Origin of the sequence: Actinoallomurus sp. CA-150999 (assembly GCF_050942425.1) — a bacterium.
Lineage (GTDB): Bacteria > Actinomycetota > Actinomycetes > Streptosporangiales > Streptosporangiaceae > Actinoallomurus.
Genome location: NZ_CP192063.1, coordinates 11,905,592 through 11,923,905 on the forward strand (window position 1 = coordinate 11,905,592; position 18,314 = coordinate 11,923,905).

Here is an 18,314-nt window from a genome sequence, read left to right on the forward strand (position 1 = left end):
CACCGACATGCTTCGTTTCCTGATCCGGCGGGTCGTCTTCGGTGTCGTGGTGCTGTGGATCGTCACCCTGGGCGTCTTCCTGCTGTTCTTCGCCACCTCGAAGGACCCTGCCGCCCGCTTCGCCGGCAAGTCGGCGACGGCGGACACGCTCGCCCTGGTGCGCCACAAGCTCGGCCTCGATCAGCCGCTCACGGTGCAGTACTGGCACTTCCTGACGCGCCTGCTGAAGGGTGACCTGGGGTTCTCCTTCGTCACCCAGACCCCGGTCACCGACATGATCAAGAGCGCGCTGCCCGCCAGCCTGTCCTTGATCCTCGGCGCCGCGGTCATCTGGCTCATCACCGGCATCGTCACCGGGGTGCTCAGCGCGACCAAGGCGCGGACGCTGCTCGACCGCGGCATCACCGCGGCGGTCCTCGTCGGCATCTCGATGCCCGCGTTCGTCGTCGCGCTGACGCTGGCGTTCCTGTTCGCCAACAAGATCCAGATCTTCCCGGCCTCGGGCTACGTCGCGATCCAGCAGAACCCGGTGCAGTGGTTCCAGCACCTGGTGCTGCCGTGGCTGACGCTCGCCCTCCTGCAGTCGGCGATCTACACCCGGCTGACCCGGGGCTCGCTGCTGGATGTGCTCGGTGAGGACTACATCCGCACCGCGCGGGCAAAGGGCCTCCCGGAGAACAGGGTGATCTACCGGCACGGCCTGCGCTCCGCGCTGACCCCGGTGCTCACCCAGTTCGGCGTGGACATCGGCGTCCTGATCGGCGGCACGCTCGTCACCGAGACCGTGTTCGGCCTGCAGGGCATCGGCCAGCTGACCGTGCGCTCGCTGACCACCGGCGACCTGCCGGTGATCATGGCCGTCGTGCTGATCGCGTCGTTCTTCGTGGTCCTCGCGAACATCATCGTCGACGTCGTGTACTCCTTCCTCGACCCGCGCGTCCGTCTCGAGTAGCGGCCGCGTCGAAACAGCACCGGAACGGCCGGTCATCCCCTCAGGGACGACCGGCCGTTTCGCTGCCTTAGGCTTGGTCGGTGTCCTACGCCGCCGACCTGCGCCTGGTCATCCGGGGTCAGGACTTCCGCCGCCTGTTCACGACCCGCGTGATCTCACAACTCTCCGACGGCGTGTTCCAGGTGGGCCTCGCGGGCTACGTCCTGTTCTCCCCGGAACAACAGGCCAGTGCCACCGAGGCGGCCGTCACCGCCGCGGTGCTGCTGCTGCCGTACTCCGTGCTCGGCCCGTTCGCCGGCGTCTTCATCGACCGGTGGCGGCGCCGCCAGATCCTCGTCCACGCCCCGCTCATCCGCGCCGTCGCCGTGGTGGCGACCGCGCTGCTGCTGATGCGCGGCGACGACGGCCTGCTGTTCTTCCTCGCGGCGCTGATCGTGTTCGCCGTCAACCGGTTCTTCCTGTCCGCGCTGTCGGCGGCGCTGCCCCGCGTGGTCGGATCGGCCGAGCTCATCACCGCGAACGCCGTGTCGGTGACCTCCGGGACGATGATGACCTTCGTCGGCGCCGGAGTGGGATACGTGCTGCGGGTGCTGTTCGGCGCCGGCCAGAGCGGCACCGCCGGTGTCCTCCTCGCCGCCGCCGTCCTCTACGTCGGCACCGCGCTCGTCGCCACCCGCATGGGCCGCGACCGGCTCGGCCCCGACCAGAGCGAACTGCGGACCGACACCCGCGAGGCGCTCGGCCGGGTGCTGCACGGACTGCTCGACGGCGCCCGGCACGTACGGGACCGGCGCCCGGCCGCCGCCGCGCTCGGCGCGATCGGCGCCCACCGCTTCCTCTACGGCATCGCGACCATCATGACGGTGCTGCTGTTCCGGAACTACTTCTCGAGCAGCGCGGAGGCCGGGCTCGGCGGGTTCGCCGTCGTCCTCGTCGTCTCCGGCGTCGGATACTTCCTCGCCGCCGTGATCACCCCGGCCGTCACGGGGCGGATCCGCAAGGAGGCCTGGATCGCGATGCAACTGGCGTTCGCCGGCGTCGCCGAGGTGATCCTCGCCGCGCCGTTCTCCCCGCTGCCGTTCATCCTGGGCGCCTTCGTGCTCGGGCTCACCTCTCAGGGCGTGAAGCTCTGCGTGGACACGATCGTGCAGACGTCCATCGCCGACGCCTTCCGCGGCCGGGTCTTCTCCATCTACGACATGCTCTTCAACGGCCTGTACGTCGCCGGCTTCGCCGTCGCCGCCGCCCTCCTGCCCGCGAACGGCAAGTCCTACGGCGTCCTCGCCCTCATCGGCGGCGGCTACGCCCTGGCATCACTGCTCTACTGGCTGTCGATGAGAAACACTTCGAGGGTTGCCACCGCCGGTAGTAACCTGGCCTCATGAGCGAGCCTCACGGGGCAGACGACTCCGAACGTACCGTATCCGACCGAGTGCGGAAAGTTAGCGTTTCGATGCCGGAATCGCTCATCACGCAGGTCAGAGAGCGTGTAGGTTCCGGGTCGTTCAGCCGTTACGTCACGGAGGCAGTGATGCGTCAGCTCCAGATGGACAACCTCGACGACCTCATCGCCGACTACGTGTCCCGGCATGGTCCCCTGCCCCAAGAGGCACTCGACAAAGCGGAGAAGGCACTTTGCGAACTGGAAGCGAAGTGGGCCGAGGAGGGCTGGTAGCCCGCACGTTCGTCCTCGATTCCGAAGGCGTCTCCAAGCTCGCCGATGATCACCCCCACCTGGTCTCGTTCGTAGCGAAGGCACGAAAGAGACAGGCGAATGTCGTCACCAGCGCTGTAACACTGGCCGAGGTGCTGCGCGGCTCTCGTCGCGATGCAGCGGTGCACCGCGTTCTCAAGAAGGTGGACGTCGTGCCGCTGACGCGGGAGCTCGGGCGGACCGCCGGTACGCTCCTCGGCCGCAGTGGTCTCCCCGGCACCGCGACGATCGATGCCATGGTCGCCGCGACCGCTCTCGACCAGCCTCGTCCCGTCGTCATCCTGACCAGTGATCCGAATGACCTCAAGAGCCTGATCGAAGGTGAGGTCGGCGTGGGGGTCCTGGCCGTCTGATCTCCGGGCTCTCGCAGAAGGAGAGCCCGGGGCTTCGGTGGCCGCCGCCTGAGCCGTAACGGCCGGCGGTGGCCGAGCTCAGCGGTGGGTGAAGAGCGGATGCCACGCACCGGGCGCGTCACTGTTCTGGTAGCCGGTGAGCGGGGTGATGCTCTTGCCATCGACGCTGACCAGGACGTACCGATTGTGGAATTCCCCCTTCCCGGTGCACCTCTTGACGTCGCACGCGACCGCGATCAGATGGGTGTCGTCCGCCCAGGCGCGAAGCTGTTCGACCGGTTGGACGCCGACCTGCTTCGACGTCGTGACGTCCTCGACTGCCGTGGCGGGACCGTGCGGGTTCGTTCTGCCAGGGCCGACGTACGGGTTTCCCCGTGAAAGGTAGCGACCGCTCGGGGACAGTCCCGCCTCATCGACATAGGTCTGGTCCTCGTGTGGCGGCGCCGGCCGAGGCGTACCGCTCAGGTCGTAGAACCTCTTGGTCGGCGTCGTGTCCGTAGGCGCCCACAGCAGTCTCCCGTTCCGGCTCCAGCCGAGGTCCTGCCTGGCGTCGACGTTGTCCGTACCCGCCGGGAGGGTGTGGAACGCCGCCTTGCCGGACGCGACGTTGACCAGGTAGTAGCCGGTCCGCGAACTCGTCCCCGGACCTGCGGGCACATCCACGGACCGGTCGTAGGTGGTCACGAGCAGCCGCGTCCCGTCCGGCGACCAGGCCAGGCCACCGGCCGGATATTCCAGTGTGATCCAGCGGGTGACCTTCTGGGTCTTCAGGTCCACCAGACCGACCCGGGCGGCCGGCAGGGGGCCTTCGAGGACGGCGGCCTGCCGGAGGCCGGGTGCCACGTCGAGGTTCGCCCAGGGCGTCCTCTGATAGCCGCCGGTCGCGGGGCGGTAGAGGTACCACGTGTCCCGGAACACCGTCTTCCCGCCGATCGACGACGTCTGCCGGATGTAGTAGGCGGAGATCGCCGTCTGGCCCGCCGCGACGAAGCGCTGAGGCGGCGAGTGCGCGGGGTCCGTGTGCAGCGAGGTGTCCATCGGCGTGGGGCGCGTCGCGGGACGCGGTGCGGTCGGGGCCCCGACGTCGACCGCGAACGTCGTCGCCGCGACGGCGGCCGCCGCCCCCGCGACGAGGGCGATGCCGCGGATCCGCCGTCGGGTTCTGCGGCGCAGCGCCCGATCGGCCAGGCCGGCGGGCACCCGGGCCTCGGCGGACCATTCCTCGAGTGACTGCCGGACGAGCGTCTCCAGCTTCACGGTCGAACCTCCGTGATGTTCTTCAGTGCGGCGAGTTCGGGGGAGAGTTCGCGCAGGCGGGCGAGGGATCGGTAGGTGGTGCTGCGCACCGTGCCGACGCTGCAGTCGAGGATCCGGGCGACCTCGCTCTCCGGAAGGTCCTCGAAGAAGCGCAGCACGAGGACGGCCCGCTGTTTGGGCGTGAGCCTGGCCAGCGCCCGGCGTACGGTGATCTTCAGCTCCACCGCCGCGGTGTCGTCTTCGTGGGGCCGCTCCGGCAGGACGGCGACCTGGGTCTCACGCGATCGCCATTTGAGCCGCCACCAGCTCACCCGCTGGTGGTACATGACACGCCGCACGTAGCCGTCCGGGTCGTCGACGGTGCGCCAGCGCGCCACCGTCTTGGCGAGCGCGGTCTCAGCAGGTCCTCGGCCGACTGCTGGTCGCCCCCGGTCAGCAGATAGGCCAGGCGCATGAGCGCCGGCGATCGCGCCACCACGAACTCCCGGAAATGTCGCTCAGCCGCGGCATCCATCGTCACCGCCGAAGGTCATCGGCCCCCTGAGACGCCTGCGGACCCACGCGGCTATGCGTCCCCGCACGAATGATCGATCCCGATCCACCGCCCGGCCATGACCGCGTACGCCGTCACCACAGCTCATCGTGATCTTCATCGCGGCCAAGGCCGTGAGAATCATCCCCGTCGTGCAGGGGTCGTTCCGGCCCGAGGATGAGCGCCACGTTCTGGCGAAGGGTCTCGAGCATCCGCGTCCACCTGCTCTCGGCAACCTTGGCAGGGATGTCCGCCTCGGCTTTCCGGAAGACCGCGTGGTCTGCGACGGCCATCGTCACCTCCGAAGTGCGTCACCCCTGAGACGCCTCGGACCCCTCGCCGCTATGCGAGCTTCGACCCGTCCGTCAGCCGGTCGTGGCGTGCTGCCGGGCGGCGGCGACCATCGCGGCCGTGACGCGCGCCAGATCGGCCTCTGAGGTCACGTACGGCGGCATCGTGTAGATCAGGTTGCGGAACGGCCGCAGCCACACTCCGTGGGCCATGACGGTGTCCTGGACGGCGGCGACGTCGACGGGGCCGGTCAGCTCGATCACGCCGATCGCGCCCAGCACCCGTACGTCGGCGACTCCGGGGAGGTCGCGGGCGGGTTCGAGGCCGGCCGTGAGCAGCTTCTCGATCGCGGCGACCTCGGCCTGCCAGTCGCGCTCGCGCAGGAGTTCGAGGGATGCGGTGGCGACCGCGCAGGCGAGCGGGTTGGCCATGTACGTCGGGCCGTGCATCAGCACGCCGGCCTCGCCCTCGCTGATCCCCCGGGCCACCCGGTCCGTGCAGAGGGTCGCGGCCAGCGTCAGGTAGCCGCCGGTCAGCGCCTTGCCGACGCACATGATGTCCGGGCTCACCCCGGCGTGCTCGCAGGCGAACAGGGCGCCGGTCCGGCCGAACCCGGTGGCGATCTCGTCGAGGATCAACAGCACGTCGTGTTCGTCGGCCAGATCGCGCAGCAGGCGGACGTACGCCGGGTCGTAGAACCGCATGCCGCCCGCCCCTTGGACGACCGGCTCGACGATGATGGCGGCCAGTTCGTGGGCGTGGGCGGCGACGAGGCGTTCGAGGTCGGCGGCGTACGCCGGGTCGTGCGCCGCAGGCGGCATGGGGGCGAACACGTGCGCCGGCAGCAGGTCGGTGAACAGGTGGTGCATGCCGCCGACCGGATCGCAGACCGCCATCGCGCCGAACGTGTCGCCGTGGTACCCGCCGCGGACGGTGAACAGCCGGGTCTTGTCCGTACGGCCGCGCGACCGCCAGTACTGCAGAGCCATCTTGATCGCGACCTCGACCGAGACCGATCCGGAGTCGGCGAAGAAGACCTTCGTGAGCGGCTCCGGCATGACGTCGATCAGCAGCTCGGCGAGGCGGACGGCGGTGGGATGGGTGAGGCCGCCGAACATCACGTGGGCCATGGCGCCGAGCTGACGGGTGACGGCCGCGTCGAGGACGGGATGGGCGTACCCGTGGATCGCCGCCCACCACGACGACATCCCGTCGATCAGTTCCCGGCCGTCGGCGAGGGTCAGGCGTACGCCCGTGGCCGACACGACGGGGTGCACCGGCGCGCTCGCGGGCATCGAGGCGTACGGATGCCAGATGTGCTCCCTGTCGAACGCGAGCAGCTCCTCAGAGGCCATGCGCCATCATGGCATCCCGGATCAGCCCCAGAGGGTGCCCGATGGCCCTAGCCCAGCTCCTGCTCGCGTGCCCACTCGCGGAGCGCCTCGGTGGCGGCCTCCTTGCCGATCGGGCCGCGGTCCAGGCGCACGTCGAGCAGGAACTTGTACGCCTTGCCGACCGCCGGGCCGGGCTTGATGCCGAGGATCTGCTGGATCTCGTTGCCGTCCAGCTCGGGCCGGATCTTGGAGAGCTCCTCCTCCTGCTGGAGCCGGGCGATGCGCTCCTCGAGCTGATCGTACGTGCGGGCCAGCGCGGCGGCCTTGCGCCGGTTGCGGGTCGTGCAGTCGGCGCGGGTGAGCTTGTGGAGGCGGGGCAGCAGATGCCCGGCGTCGCGGACATAGCGGCGCACCGCCGCGTCGGTCCACTCGCCCGTGCCGTACCCGTGGAAGCGCAGGTGCAGCTCGACGAGGCGGGAGACGTCGGCGACGACGTCCTTGGGGTACCGCAGCGCGGTGAGGCGGCTCTTGGTCATCGACGCGCCCACGACCTCGTGGTGGTGGAAGGTGACGCGGCCGCCGTCGACGAAGGAGCGGGTCTTCGGCTTGCCGATGTCGTGCAGCAGGGCGGCCAGCCGCAGGACGAGGTCCGGGCCGTCCTCCTCCTGGGCGATCGCCTGCTCGAGCACGATCAGCGAGTGCTCGTAGACGTCCTTGTGCCGGTGGTGCTCGTCGATCTCGAGCTTGAGCTTCGGGACGTCGGGCAGCACCCGGTCGGCCAGACCGGTGTCGACGAGCAGCGCGATGCCCGTACGGGGGTGCGCGCCGAGCAGCAGCTTGGACAGTTCGTCGCGGATCCGCTCGGCCGACACGATCTCGATGCGGTCGGCCATGGCCTTCATGGCGGCGACGGTCTCGGGGGCGACGCTGAATCCGAGCTGCGCGGCGAACCGCGCGGCGCGCAGCATCCGCAGCGGGTCGTCGCCGAAGGAGTCCTCGGGGCGCCCGGGGGTCCGGATGACCTCGAGCTTCAGGTCGTGCAGGCCGCCGAAGGGGTCCACGAACTCGTGGCCGGGCAGGCGGGCCGCCATGGCGTTGACCGCGAAGTCCCGGCGGGCGAGGTCGCCTTCGAGGGAGGTGCCGTACGTCACCTCGGGCTTGCGCGAGTCGCGGTCGTACGACTCGCTGCGGTACGTGGTGATCTCGAGCTGGAGGTCGCCCTTGCGCAGCCCGATCGTGCCGTACTCGATGCCGATCGTCCAGACGGCGTCCGCCCAGCCCTTGACGATCTCCAGGACGCGGTCCGGGTGGGCGTCGGTAGCGAAGTCGAGGTCGTTCACCGGACGGCCGAGGAGGGCGTCGCGTACGGGACCGCCGACGAGGGCGAGTTCGTGGCCCGCGGCGGCGAAACGGCGGCCGATCTCGTCGGCGAGGGGCGTCACGCGCCGTAGCAGTCCGCTGACTGCTGCCTGGTGGTCGGTGGTCACGTCGTGGTCGTTCGGCACGGCAATCGAGAGTAGGTCCTCGCACGTGGCGGGCAAAACGCGAATCACCACTTCCGTGATCCGCTAATGCCCCGAAATCCGGGTAAATTGCCTGAACAAGGCACGGAGACCACGATGAAGGACGCACTCTCCATCCATCGGCTCTTGCTCGAGCGCCAGACGGCCCACGAGATCGTACGCCTGCCGAAGCACATCAGCGGCGCGGACGATCTTCCTGAGGTGCTCGGGCTGCCGTCGTTCCGCTGCCTGTGCACGCGCGTGTATCTTCCGCACGATCCGGACCGTGCGTACACAGAAGGTCACCACCTCGTCGCCGTGATCGTCACGGCGGGTGCCCAGCCCACGCCGGAGGTCATCGCCGACGCCCTCGGCGTGTCGGAGGTGCGTCCCGCCCCGGCCGACCTGGTCAACGAGGTCACCGACTACGCGGCCGACCTGGTCGCCCCCCTGCTCCTCCCCGCCGGCATGACCATGCTCGTGGACCAGCAGGCCGCCTGCGTCGACGACATCGTCTACACGACCACGGGCGAGGCGTGGACGGCCCTCGGGATCCACACCCTGGATCTGTTCGCGCTCTGTGACGCCAAGCCCACGCCGATCGCCTGCACGCACGCGCCCGATGCCTCGCGTCCAACGGATCACTGACCGAAAACGTACGCGTGGCTACTACGATTGCGGCCGTGTCCCGCTCGCGCAGACCGAGTCGTCGTCGGCCCGCCGGCCCGCCGGGCCGTCACCATGAGGAGACGTCGGCGGGCGGCCTGGTCGTCGACCTGGCGGGCTCTCCGCGGGCCGCGTTGATCGCCAGATACGACCGTGACGGCCGGCTCCAGTGGTCGCTGCCGAAAGGGCATGTCGAAGCCGACGAGACGATCGAGGAGGCGGCCGTGCGCGAGGTCGAGGAGGAGACCGGCATCCGCGGTCGGATCATCGCCCCACTCGGCACTGTCGACTACTGGTTCTCCGCCGACCGGAGACGCGTGCACAAGACCGTGCACCACCACCTGCTCGTCGCCGTGGGAGGGGATCTGTCCGACTGCGACGCGGAGGTCGCCGAGGTCGCCTGGGTGCCGCTCGACGAGGTGGCCGGGCGGCTCGCCCACGCCGACGAGCAGGCGCTGGTCGCCAAGGTGCCCGAGCTGCTCACGGGCGCCGCATGAAGCGGCTGCTCGCCCTCGTGGTCCCACTGGTGCTGACCGGTGGGCCGGCGCTCGCCGCGACCCCACGCCCGCATCACGGCACGACCTCTTCCAGCCACTCCGCGCGCACCACGCGATCCTCCGGCGGCCTGGGCGCCACGCGGGCCTCCCGGGAGAGGCAGCCGACCGGCAAACCACCCATCGGCGTCGTGATCGGCTCCGTGGCCCCGAAATACCTCGCGAAACCGTCGCAGACGCTGAAACTAAGCGGCGTGCTGCAGAGCCAGTCCGACAGCACGTACCAGCGGCTGTCGGTGCGCCTGCGCTACTCCACGGTGTCGATGCAGAGCCGTGGGGCGCTCCAGGCGTACGCCGACGGCAAGCTCGCCGACCCGCCGCTGGCCGGGCCGCCGAAGGCGGTGCCCGGAGCCGTGCAGCCGGGCGGCCAGCAGCCGTGGACCCTGCAGATGCCCGTCAGCCGAATGCACCTCCCGAAATTCGGCGTCTTTCCGATCTCCGTCGAAGTGCTCAGCGCCGGCGCGGTCGTCGGCAGGGAGCATACGTTCGTCACCTACTTCCCGAGCACCACGACCGCCAACAAGACCAAGGTCTCGTGGGTCTGGCCGGTGGTCGACCAGCCACATCGCGCCGACGACTCGACGTTCGTCGACGACAAGCTCGAACGCATGCTCAACTCCGGCGGGCGGCTCGCCGACCTGGTCACCGCGGCCGCCACCTACAAGTCGGTCAGCTGGCTGGTCGACCCGGGGCTGGCGGACGACGCCGTCTCCATGTCGGGCAAGGACGGCTACGCCATCAAGACCGCCAAAGGCACCGCGCACCAGCCGCAGAGCGTCGCAGCGAACTCCTGGCTGACCAGCCTGCGCCAGGCACTCGGCAACAAGCGCGTCATCGCCACGCCGTACGCCGACCCCGACGTCATGGCCCTTTCCCGGGCCCGGATGTCCTCGCACATCAAAGCGGCCACCGGCCCGGTGGTGACCCAGGCGCTCACGCGAGCCAAACTGCCCATGGAGAGCACGTCGGTGGCGGTCCCACCGGACGGCCTCGCCGACCAGCAGACCCTCAACAACCTCGTCAAGGCGGGCGCCCGGACGATCCTGCTCAACAGCACCGTCCTGCCCCATCCCAATCAGAACTACACCGCCGATCCCGTCGCCCAGAAACCCGTCGGCGGCCAGAACGTCAAGCTCGTCGCGTTCGACGACACGATCAACAAGATCCTCGCGACGGAGACCGACGAGCCGGGCGGGGTCGCCCTCGCCGAGCAGCGGTTCCTCGCCGAGACGGCCATGGTCACGAACGAGCGGCCGTACGCCCCTTCCCGCACCGTCGTGATCGTGCCGCCGCGCCGCTGGGAGCCGGGTCCCGCCTTCGCCAAGGACCTGCTGTATCTCTCCGCCCACGCACCGTGGCTGAAGGAGATCCCGCTCAGCTCCGTCGAGCGGCAGCGGGCGCAGCCGCGCACCTTCCAGCCGCAGAAGAGCCAGAACGAGCTCTCGAAGCGCTACCTGGGCCAGGTGAAGGACCTCAGCGGGGACGTGGGGCGGTTCACCAGCGTCTTCGAGCCGCCGACCAGCGGGTTCACCCTCGGCGTGACACGGCTCGAGTCCTCGGCCTGGAACGACCAGACCCGGGCCGGGTCGAAGCTGCGGCAGACCCTGGACAACGAGCTGCGCAGCGCCCAGAGCAAGATCAAGGTGCTCAAACCCAGCCTCGACCTGGCCGGCAAGTCCGGGCAGGTGCCGATCACGGTCTCCAACGAGCTCGAACACGGCACGGTCAAGATACGGCTGCGCGCCACTTCACAGAACCCCGCCAGACTTCGCGTCGAAGGCCCCGGGCCGAAGCAGAGCGAGATCACGCTCGAGGCCGGCCACAAGGAGACGGTCAACCTGTACATGAAGGCCGCGGCCAACGGCCCCGCCTACGTCAACATCGATCTCCTGGGTCCCGACGACCAGCCCATCACCCAGCCACTCATGCTTCAGATCCGCGCGACCGCCTACGCGCAAACCGCGCTGCTCATCACCGGCATCTCACTTGCCGTACTCTTCGTCGGCGTCGGATATCGCGTGATCCGGCGTCGAGGTGAGGAAGCGGAGGATACGACCGGTGGCTGAGGCCGAACCCACTCCCGAGGTCGCCGTGACGGCGACCGATCTCCCAGCGATCTCCCCCGAAGAACCCAGCGAGGAGCCCGGCCGCGGCCGCGGCGGGGTGAGCGGGCTGCTCAAGTCCAGCGCCGTCATGGCCCTGGGCACGATCGCGTCCCGGCTCACCGGGTTCCTCCGCACCGCCGTGCTCGTCATCGCGCTGGGCACCCATGCGCTCGGTGACGTCTACAACACCGCGAACACCTTCCCCAACGTCATCTACGACCTGCTCCTCGGCGGTGTGCTCACCGCCGTGCACGTCCCGATGCTCGTGCGCGCGCTGGAGAAGGACCGCAAGTACGGCGAGGAGTACGAAGCACGCCTGCTGACCCTCGTCCTCGGCGCGCTGGCGGCGCTGACGGCGATCGCGATGGTGTGCGCGCCCCTGCTGGTCGACCTGTACGCCGGCTCGTACGACAAGCAGAAGCACGACCTGGCCGTCCTCTTCGCGCTGTTCTTCCTGCCGCAAATCTTCTTCTACGGTGTCGGCGCGCTGGCCGGCGCGTCCCTCAACGCCCGGGGCAGCTTCGCCGCGCCAATGTGGACGCCGGTCCTCAACAACGTCGTCGTGATCGCGATCGGCATCGCGTTCCTCTTCGTGGCCGGCCGGGGCGTCGGCCCGGCGAACATCACGCACACCGAGATCGTGCTGCTGGCGGCCGGCACCACGCTCGGCATCGTGATCCAGACGATCGCCATGTGGCCGTCCCTGCGGAAGGTCGGATTCCGGTACCGGCCGCGGTTCGACTTCCGCCGGGAGGAGCTCGCGCCGGTCGGTGGCATGGCGCTGTGGACGCTGCTGTACGTCGCGATCCAGCAGGTCGGCTTCGTCGTCAACACGAACATCGCCAACGGCGCCGGTGACAAGGGCACGCGAGAGGGCATCACGTACGGCGTCGGGCTCACGCCGTGGACCAACGCCTACCTGCTGTTCCAGCTCCCGTACGCGATCGTCGGCGTCTCGGTGGTCACGGCGCTGCTGCCGCAGATGAGCCGGCACGCCTCCGAGCGGCGGTACGACCTGGTCCGGGAGGACATGTCCTCCGCGCTGAACCTCTCGTCGGTGGTCATCGTGCCGTCCGCCGCGCTGCTGTTCGCGCTGGCGCCGGAGATGACCACGCTGTTCTTCGCACACGGTTCCACGCAGATCTCCGACGCGCTGATGATCGGCAACGTGCTGCAGGCGTTCACGTTCGCGCTGGTCCCGTTCGCGATCTACCAGCTGCTGCTGCGGGTCTTCTACGCGCTCGCCGATACCCGCACGCCCGCCTTCATGGCCGTCTTCAACGTCGCGATCAGCATCACCCTCGGCCTCGTCGGCTACTACACGCTGCCCACGGACAAGATCGTGGAGGGCATCTCGATCGCCCTGGGCGTGTCCTGGACGTTCGGCTGCTTCGTGGCGGCCTTCATCCTGCGCCGCCGGCTGAACGGCCTGGGCGCCCGGCACATCATCACGTCGCACGTGAAGATCGCGATCGCGACGATCCCGGCGCTCCTGTTCGCACTCGCCGTACACCTGCTCAGCTTCAAGTTCTTCTACTACCACGTTCTGTCGTCGCTGGGCGTTCTCGCGGTCGGCGGAGGCGGGGCGATGGTGCTGTACTTCCTGGTCGCACGGGTTCTACGGATCCCCGAGTTGGAGTCGCTGCAACGAACCATGATGGCCAGATTGCCCGGTCGTGGGGCGAGTTAGGATGCGCTGCCCGTAAGGTGGGAGAGCGCGACTCGCGCCGGGTAGTAATCCAGCGACGCTCCTCGAGCGTCCTACCATCGGGCGGGAATGTGATGAAGTCTTCCTCTCCCTCCAAGGGAGCGAGGGAGGGTCGAAGGCGCAAGGGAGCCACGGCACTGAAAATGGGATGCGACCACCTACGCCGGACGCCGCGTTGAGCACGTCCGTCATCGAACCTGGAACCCGCCTCGCCGGTCGATACCGCCTGGACGACCGCGTAAGCGAAGCGGGTGGTTCCACATTCTGGAAGGCAACGGACGAGATCCTCGCCCGTTCCGTCGCCGTGCTCACGTTCGCCCCGGGCTTCCCCCGGGTGAACGACGTGGTGACCGCGGCCCGCGCCGCGAGCCGGCTCACCGACCCGCGTCTCACCCAGGTCTTCGACGCCGACGACAGCGGCGAGCGCGCCTACGTCGTCAGCGAGTGGGTCACCGGGGAGACCCTCGAAGATCTCCTGGCCCAGGGGCCGATGGCGGCCGACCGCGCCGCGGCCTTCCTGCTCGAGGCGGGCGAGGCGCTGACCTCCGCCCACTCCGCCGGCCTGGCCCACCTCTGCCTGACCCCGCACAACCTCGTCTGGACCAGCGGCGGCACCGTCAAGATCACGGGTCTCGGCGTCGAGGCCGTCCTGTCCGGCGCGAACTCCGACACTCCGGCGCTGGACGACGTCCAGGGGCTCGGCGCCATGCTCTACGCCGCACTCACCGGCCACTGGCCGGGCGGAGAGGGCACCATCCTGCCGCCCGCACCCACCGGGGCCGACGGACGCCCGCTCACGCCCGCCCAGGTCCGCGCCGGCATCCCGCACAACCTCGACGCGATCGTCAGCCGGTCGCTGGGCCTCCCCGTCCACGGCGCTCCGGAGCGATTCGAGGCCCCTGCGGCCTTCGCGGACGCCCTTGCCAAGGTCCCCCGGTCACCGCTGCCGTTCGTACCGCTCGTCGGCTCCACCCCGCCGTCGGTCGTCCCGCGGCCCGAGAGCCCCCCGGACCGTACGGCGTCGATGTCCGCCGCGGCGTCCCAGCCGATCCCCCCGGTGCAGACCGTGCCGGACAGCGCCCGCATGCGCCCCCCACAGCCGCCCCAGCACACAGGCGGCGGTCACCGCGCCACCGGTGGCGGCCAGGGCTCGGTCAACAAGCCCGTGATGGCCGCGATCGCCGCGATCGTGCTGGTCGTCGTCGCCATCGGCGGCTGGGGCCTGTCCCAGATGAGCGACGACAACAGCGCCAAGAACACCAAGTCCCGCGTCCAAACGCCGCCCACCCAGTCCAGCAAGCCGACGACCCGACAGCTCAAGGTCTCTGACGTCCTTCTCGACAACCAGGCGCCGAACTCGGACTCAACCGCGCCGAAGGACAAACGGAAGGCGATCGACGGTAGTCCGTCGTCGTACTGGACAACCCAGTTTTACTTCGGCGCCGATTTCGGCGGAAGACGCAACGGCATCGGCCTGGTGCTCGACATGGGCAAGACCGTATCCGTCGACAAGGTCACAGTGTCCATGCCGTCCGGCTCCCCCGGCCATGTGGAACTCCACGTCGGCGACTCCCAGACGCATGGATCCGACGCGAAGGTCGCCGCTGGTGACGCGGTCGACACCTTCGATCTGAAGCCCGCCGACCCGGCCAAGGGCCGCTACGTCGTCCTGTGGTTCACCAAGCTGCCGAACATCGGGCAGTTCCAGATCAAGATCAAGGACGTCAAGGTCTTCGGATCCGAGTAACCCGTCGGTACGGAGATCTCGGACCAGGGGGCGCTGCCACCGGAGCCAAAACAGCCGTGGCAGCGCCCCTTTGTGACTTACCTACCTATGGCGCCACAGCCGGCCCAGACCTTCCGCCCCTTGTAACGCAGCGGAGTCCAGAGGTCCTCTACGTCTCCGCCTCTCTTGCAGCGGTACGAGCCCCCCACTACATAACCCGTACAACGGTTGTACCAGCACGGTAGGTACTTTCCTTTCCCCTTGACCGTGACGGCAAGCGCAGATTTCGTACTGTGCCCACGTCGCGCGTTGTACGTGTAGGCGGTCAGCTTCTCCGTATACATCCGACCGATCACACGGCGACTGCCGGGCGACGTAGCTCCGCTCGCGCCCTTACTCACGACCGCATGCGGCCTGGCGGCGCTGGTCGCGTCGGCGAAGCTCGGCGTCGCGCCGATGGTGGAGGAAAGGCACGCAGCCGCACCGACGATCGTCGCCGCACGCGCAATCCGCATGTGTTGCCCCCTTGTCCCCTAGACAGGCAGGGCCGGGCGCCCCAGCAGGACACGGATGTTTCCCGGGAGTAAAGGGTCTGTCAAGGCTCGCCCCGCGGACCTGCGGATGTGCGCGGATCGGCATGATCCGGTCACGGCGGACGGGAGCGTACGGGGACGGCTACCATCATGAGCGTGTTGAGGCCCTCCCAGTCCGTGCACTCGCGTGCTCGCCGGTCGTGCGAACACCGCGGTGCGGCACGACGGGGACGGGTGGGGGTCTTCGGGGGGCACGCTGGGCGAGAGCGGCACACCATCGGCGGGGTCGCCGGTTACGGAGCGGGCTGACGGATATGGCGGTCATGCGCGGGGGACGTTCGGTCGAGGCGGTCCCGGACAAAGAGCTGCTGTCGCGGCATGCGAGCGGGGATCCGTACGCGTTCGCGGAGCTGGTGCAGAGGCACCGTGATCGCATGTGGGCGGTCGCGCTGCGCACGCTCGGCGACCACGAGGAGGCCGCCGACGCCCTACAGGACGCCTTCCTGTCGGCGTACCGGGCGGCGGGCCGGTTCCGCGGTGACGCGGCCGTCACGACGTGGCTGCACCGCATCGTGGTCAACGCCTGCCTCGACCGGGTGCGGCGCCGTTCGATCCGGCCGGTCGTGCCGATGGGCGACGACGCCACCCTCGACTCCGTCGCGCCGAAGAACTCCGACCCGACCGCCGCACACGAGCTGTCCCTTGACGTGAGCGAGGCGCTGCAGCGCATACCCTTCGAACAGCGGGCCGCGCTCGTGCTGGTCGACATGATGGGATACGCCGTCGACGAGGCCGCCAAGGTCCTGGAGGTCCCGCCGGGCACGATCAAGAGCCGGTGCGCACGTGGCCGGGCCCGCCTCGCACCGCTTCTCGGGCACCTGCGGAACCAAGGACGCGGCTCGGGCGTCGAATCTGCGGAGGAAGGAGGTGGCACATCCGCGTGACTGCCGCACACCTTGACTACGATGCACTGGCCGACCTCGCCGAGGGAATTCTCGACGATGCCACGGCCATATCCGCAGAAGAACACCTGACCCAGTGCGCCCAATGTCGTGATCGGGCCACCGAGGTCGCGGAGGTGTCCCGCGCTCTCGCGGAGGCACCGACTCCGCCGATGCCCGCTCACCTGGTCGAGCGCCTCGACGCGGCGATCGCCGCTGAAGCGGCCTCGCATGTGCCGGGGCATCGGCACGCCCGGCGATTTCAGTTTCTCGCAGCGGCGGCGGCCGCGGTGGTGGTCGTCGGCGGCGGGTCCGTCGTGGCCCGCACCGTACTGGAGAACGGAGACTCCGACAGCGCGACGGTCTCCCAGCGTCCGGTGGAGGAGCCCTCTCGACCCCACGTTGAAGGCACCCAGCCTCGGCCGCGGGGGGAGCAGACCGCACCGTACACCGCGCTTCGGAGCGGGACGCACTACACGTCGGCGGGGCTGGAGTCCCAGCTCGCCTCGGCGCTGTCCTCGGTGTCGGCCGCCGGACACCCCACGCTGAACGTGGCGGCGGACGGCGCGCTTTCGGCATGTGTCGGCCGGGTCAGTGGCGGGAAGGCCCCGCTGCTGGTCGACTCGGCCACGTACGACGGCCGGCCCGCGACGGTCATCGCCTTGGCGGCGGCCGACGGCGGGCATGCCGACGTCTGGGTCGTCGGACCGAAGTGCTCGGCCGACGACACCGATCTGATCGTCCACCGGCAGATCGCTCGCTGATCTCCGAGTGTCGTACGGCCGTGCTGCTTCGAGCGGGATGGCCGTACGACGCGCGGCTGGCGTACCCGGGAATGCCCGCACCCTAGGATCGGTTTAACTGCGAGCGGAGGAGCCCGGCAAACGGAGCCGGGATCGACTTCGCGGACGCGATCAGAGAGAGGCACTGCGGTGAGCGACGTCCGGAACGTGATCATCATCGGTTCGGGGCCGGCGGGGTACTCGGCAGCGATCTACGCCGCCCGCGGGGACCTGCGGCCGCTGGTGTTCGAGGGTTCGGTGACGGCAGGTGGCGCTCTGATGAACACCACCGACGTGGAGAACTTCCCGGGCTGGCCCGACGGCATCATGGGCCCGGACCTGATGGACAACCTGCGCAAGCAGGCCGAGCGCTTCGGCGCCGAGCTGGTCACCGACGACGTGACCGAGGTCGACCTGGCGGCGTCGCCGAAGGTCGTGAAGGTCGGCGAAGACACCTACCTCGCCAAGACGGTCGTGATCGCCACCGGGTCGAAGTACCGCGAGCTCGGGCTGCCGACGGAGAAGCAGCTGTCCGGCCGCGGCGTCTCCTGGTGCGCGACCTGTGACGGGTTCTTCTTTCGCGACAAGGACATCGCGGTGGTCGGCGGCGGCGACTCGGCGATGGAAGAGGCGATCTTCCTGACGCGGTTCGCGCGGTCGGTCACCGTCATCCACCGGCGGGACAAGCTGCGCGCCAGCAAGATCATGCAGGACCGGGCGCTCGCCAACGAGAAGATCCGCTTCGAGTGGAACAGCGAGGTCGCCGAGATCGTCGGTGACGACAAGCTGACCGGTGTCGTCCTCCGCGACATCAACACCGGCGAGCAGCACACGCTGGAGATCTCCGGCCTGTTCATCGCGATCGGGCACGAGCCGCGTACGGAGCTGTTCGCCGACCAGTTGGACCTGGACGAGGAGGGCTACCTCAGCGTCAAGGCGCCGACGACCCACACCAACATCTCTGGCGTCTTCGGCGCGGGCGACGTGGTCGACCACCGCTATCGCCAGGCGATCACTGCGGCCGGCACGGGCGCGGCGGCGGCGATCGACGCCGAGCGCTGGCTCCAGGACGAAGGCATCGCCGAGCTGACGCCACAGCAGGTCTGATCCGCCCCGTCAACCGCTCGATCCGGACTTTCTTCCCAGCCTCCCGCGGCTGGAATAGGACGGCCCCGCGTTTTCACGCGGGGCCGTCGCCATTTCACGCCTCTGGCCTGCGGAAACTCGCCAGAGCAATGGTGTGCCGCGAACGCCGGTGCCCTGGTGTGATCGGATCAATCCCGGGGTCCAGCCGCTTCAGGAGCCTCTCAGGCCACAGAATGCCCTCACTCCACTCAAGGCACGTTACGACCACTCCCGACGGG

At 69.3% G+C, this 18,314-nt stretch carries 17 protein-coding genes; 12 read left to right on the plus strand and 5 right to left on the minus strand.

Annotated features, from left to right (window positions below; genetic code table 11):
- Positions 1-7 precede the first annotated feature (7 nt).
- From ACQP2O_RS55220 to ACQP2O_RS55235, 4 genes are all read left to right on the plus strand, one after another.
- Positions 8-952, plus strand: coding sequence for an ABC transporter permease (locus ACQP2O_RS55220; RefSeq protein WP_433178870.1), 945 nt, complete (start codon positions 8-10; stop codon positions 950-952).
- An 80-nt stretch (positions 953-1,032) separates the two neighbouring features.
- On the plus strand, positions 1,033-2,337 hold the full coding sequence (locus ACQP2O_RS55225; RefSeq protein ID WP_433178872.1) for an MFS transporter: 1,305 nt from the start codon (positions 1,033-1,035) through the stop codon (positions 2,335-2,337).
- A complete protein-coding gene (locus ACQP2O_RS55230; RefSeq protein WP_433178874.1) occupies positions 2,334-2,627 on the plus strand; it encodes a hypothetical protein in 294 nt (97 codons plus the stop codon). Before ACQP2O_RS55225 ends, ACQP2O_RS55230 begins: the two co-directional genes overlap by 4 nt.
- A complete protein-coding gene (locus ACQP2O_RS55235) occupies positions 2,606-3,019 on the plus strand; it encodes a type II toxin-antitoxin system VapC family toxin (RefSeq protein ID WP_433178876.1) in 414 nt (137 codons plus the stop codon). Before ACQP2O_RS55230 ends, ACQP2O_RS55235 begins: the two co-directional genes overlap by 22 nt.
- 78 nt (positions 3,020-3,097) lie before the next feature.
- On the opposite strand, the gene ACQP2O_RS55240 is transcribed toward ACQP2O_RS55235, so the two are convergent.
- The 5 genes from ACQP2O_RS55240 to ACQP2O_RS55260 form a co-directional block, all read right to left on the minus strand.
- Positions 3,098-4,276, minus strand: coding sequence for a hypothetical protein (locus tag ACQP2O_RS55240; RefSeq protein WP_433178878.1), 1,179 nt, complete (start codon positions 4,274-4,276; stop codon positions 3,098-3,100).
- On the minus strand, positions 4,273-4,653 hold the full coding sequence (locus ACQP2O_RS55245; RefSeq protein ID WP_433178879.1) for a sigma-70 family RNA polymerase sigma factor: 381 nt from the start codon (positions 4,651-4,653) through the stop codon (positions 4,273-4,275). Before ACQP2O_RS55245 ends, ACQP2O_RS55240 begins: the two co-directional genes overlap by 4 nt.
- Before the next feature lie 250 nt (positions 4,654-4,903).
- Positions 4,904-5,101, minus strand: a complete 198-nt coding sequence (locus ACQP2O_RS55250; protein ID WP_433178882.1) for a hypothetical protein — start codon at positions 5,099-5,101, stop codon at positions 4,904-4,906.
- Between the two features lie 72 nt (positions 5,102-5,173).
- The gene (bioA, locus tag ACQP2O_RS55255) at positions 5,174-6,454 is read right to left on the minus strand and encodes an adenosylmethionine--8-amino-7-oxononanoate transaminase (protein ID WP_433178884.1); all 1,281 of its coding nucleotides are present in this window, start codon (positions 6,452-6,454) and stop codon (positions 5,174-5,176) included.
- A gap of 47 nt (positions 6,455-6,501) precedes the next feature.
- A complete protein-coding gene (locus ACQP2O_RS55260; protein WP_433178886.1) occupies positions 6,502-7,938 on the minus strand; it encodes a CCA tRNA nucleotidyltransferase in 1,437 nt (478 codons plus the stop codon).
- 114 nt (positions 7,939-8,052) lie between these two features.
- Between ACQP2O_RS55260 and ACQP2O_RS55265 the strand changes: the two genes are divergently transcribed.
- The 8 genes from ACQP2O_RS55265 (at position 8,053) to trxB (ending at position 18,057) form a co-directional block, all read left to right on the plus strand.
- A complete protein-coding gene (locus ACQP2O_RS55265; RefSeq protein ID WP_433178888.1) occupies positions 8,053-8,583 on the plus strand; it encodes an aminoacyl-tRNA deacylase in 531 nt (176 codons plus the stop codon).
- 35 nt (positions 8,584-8,618) lie between these two features.
- Positions 8,619-9,098, plus strand: a complete 480-nt coding sequence (locus ACQP2O_RS55270) for an NUDIX domain-containing protein (protein WP_433178890.1) — start codon at positions 8,619-8,621, stop codon at positions 9,096-9,098.
- Entirely contained in the window at positions 9,095-11,221 is a 2,127-nt protein-coding gene (locus ACQP2O_RS55275; protein WP_433178892.1) for a DUF6049 family protein, read from the plus strand. The genes ACQP2O_RS55270 and ACQP2O_RS55275 overlap by 4 nt, the downstream gene beginning before the upstream one ends.
- Positions 11,214-12,950, plus strand: coding sequence for a murein biosynthesis integral membrane protein MurJ (gene murJ / locus ACQP2O_RS55280; RefSeq protein WP_433178893.1), 1,737 nt, complete (start codon positions 11,214-11,216; stop codon positions 12,948-12,950). The genes ACQP2O_RS55275 and murJ overlap by 8 nt, the downstream gene beginning before the upstream one ends.
- Positions 12,951-13,116: 166 nt before the next feature.
- Positions 13,117-14,715 (plus strand): AMP-binding protein, encoded by a 1,599-nt coding sequence (locus ACQP2O_RS55285; RefSeq protein ID WP_433178894.1) that lies wholly within the window; start codon positions 13,117-13,119, stop codon positions 14,713-14,715.
- An 835-nt stretch (positions 14,716-15,550) separates the two neighbouring features.
- Positions 15,551-16,171: an RNA polymerase sigma factor SigM gene (gene sigM, locus ACQP2O_RS55290; RefSeq protein WP_433178896.1), complete on the plus strand. Its 621-nt coding sequence runs from the start codon at positions 15,551-15,553 to the stop codon at positions 16,169-16,171.
- Complete coding sequence (locus ACQP2O_RS55295; RefSeq protein WP_433178898.1) at positions 16,168-16,932, plus strand: hypothetical protein; 765 nt, start codon at positions 16,168-16,170, stop codon at positions 16,930-16,932. The genes sigM and ACQP2O_RS55295 overlap by 4 nt, the downstream gene beginning before the upstream one ends.
- Before the next feature lie 168 nt (positions 16,933-17,100).
- Positions 17,101-18,057 (plus strand): thioredoxin-disulfide reductase, encoded by a 957-nt coding sequence (gene trxB, locus ACQP2O_RS55300; protein ID WP_433178900.1) that lies wholly within the window; start codon positions 17,101-17,103, stop codon positions 18,055-18,057.
- Positions 18,058-18,314 lie beyond the last annotated feature (257 nt).

Bases quoted from the DNA above. Each gene is read 5' to 3' on its own strand.
- ACQP2O_RS55275 (WP_433178892.1), top strand. From the start codon at position 9,095: ATGAAGCGGCTGCTCGCCCTCGTGGTCCCACTGGTGCTGACCGGTGGG.
- ACQP2O_RS55265 (WP_433178888.1), top strand. From the start codon at position 8,053: ATGAAGGACGCACTCTCCATCCATCGGCTCTTGCTCGAGCGCCAGACG.
- bioA (WP_433178884.1), bottom strand. From the start codon at position 6,454: ATGGCCTCTGAGGAGCTGCTCGCGTTCGACAGGGAGCACATCTGGCAT.
- ACQP2O_RS55220 (WP_433178870.1), top strand. From the start codon at position 8: ATGCTTCGTTTCCTGATCCGGCGGGTCGTCTTCGGTGTCGTGGTGCTG.
- ACQP2O_RS55285 (WP_433178894.1), top strand. From the start codon at position 13,117: ATGCGACCACCTACGCCGGACGCCGCGTTGAGCACGTCCGTCATCGAA.
- sigM (WP_433178896.1), top strand. From the start codon at position 15,551: ATGCGCGGGGGACGTTCGGTCGAGGCGGTCCCGGACAAAGAGCTGCTG.
- ACQP2O_RS55250 (WP_433178882.1), bottom strand. From the start codon at position 5,101: ATGGCCGTCGCAGACCACGCGGTCTTCCGGAAAGCCGAGGCGGACATC.
- ACQP2O_RS55230 (WP_433178874.1), top strand. From the start codon at position 2,334: ATGAGCGAGCCTCACGGGGCAGACGACTCCGAACGTACCGTATCCGAC.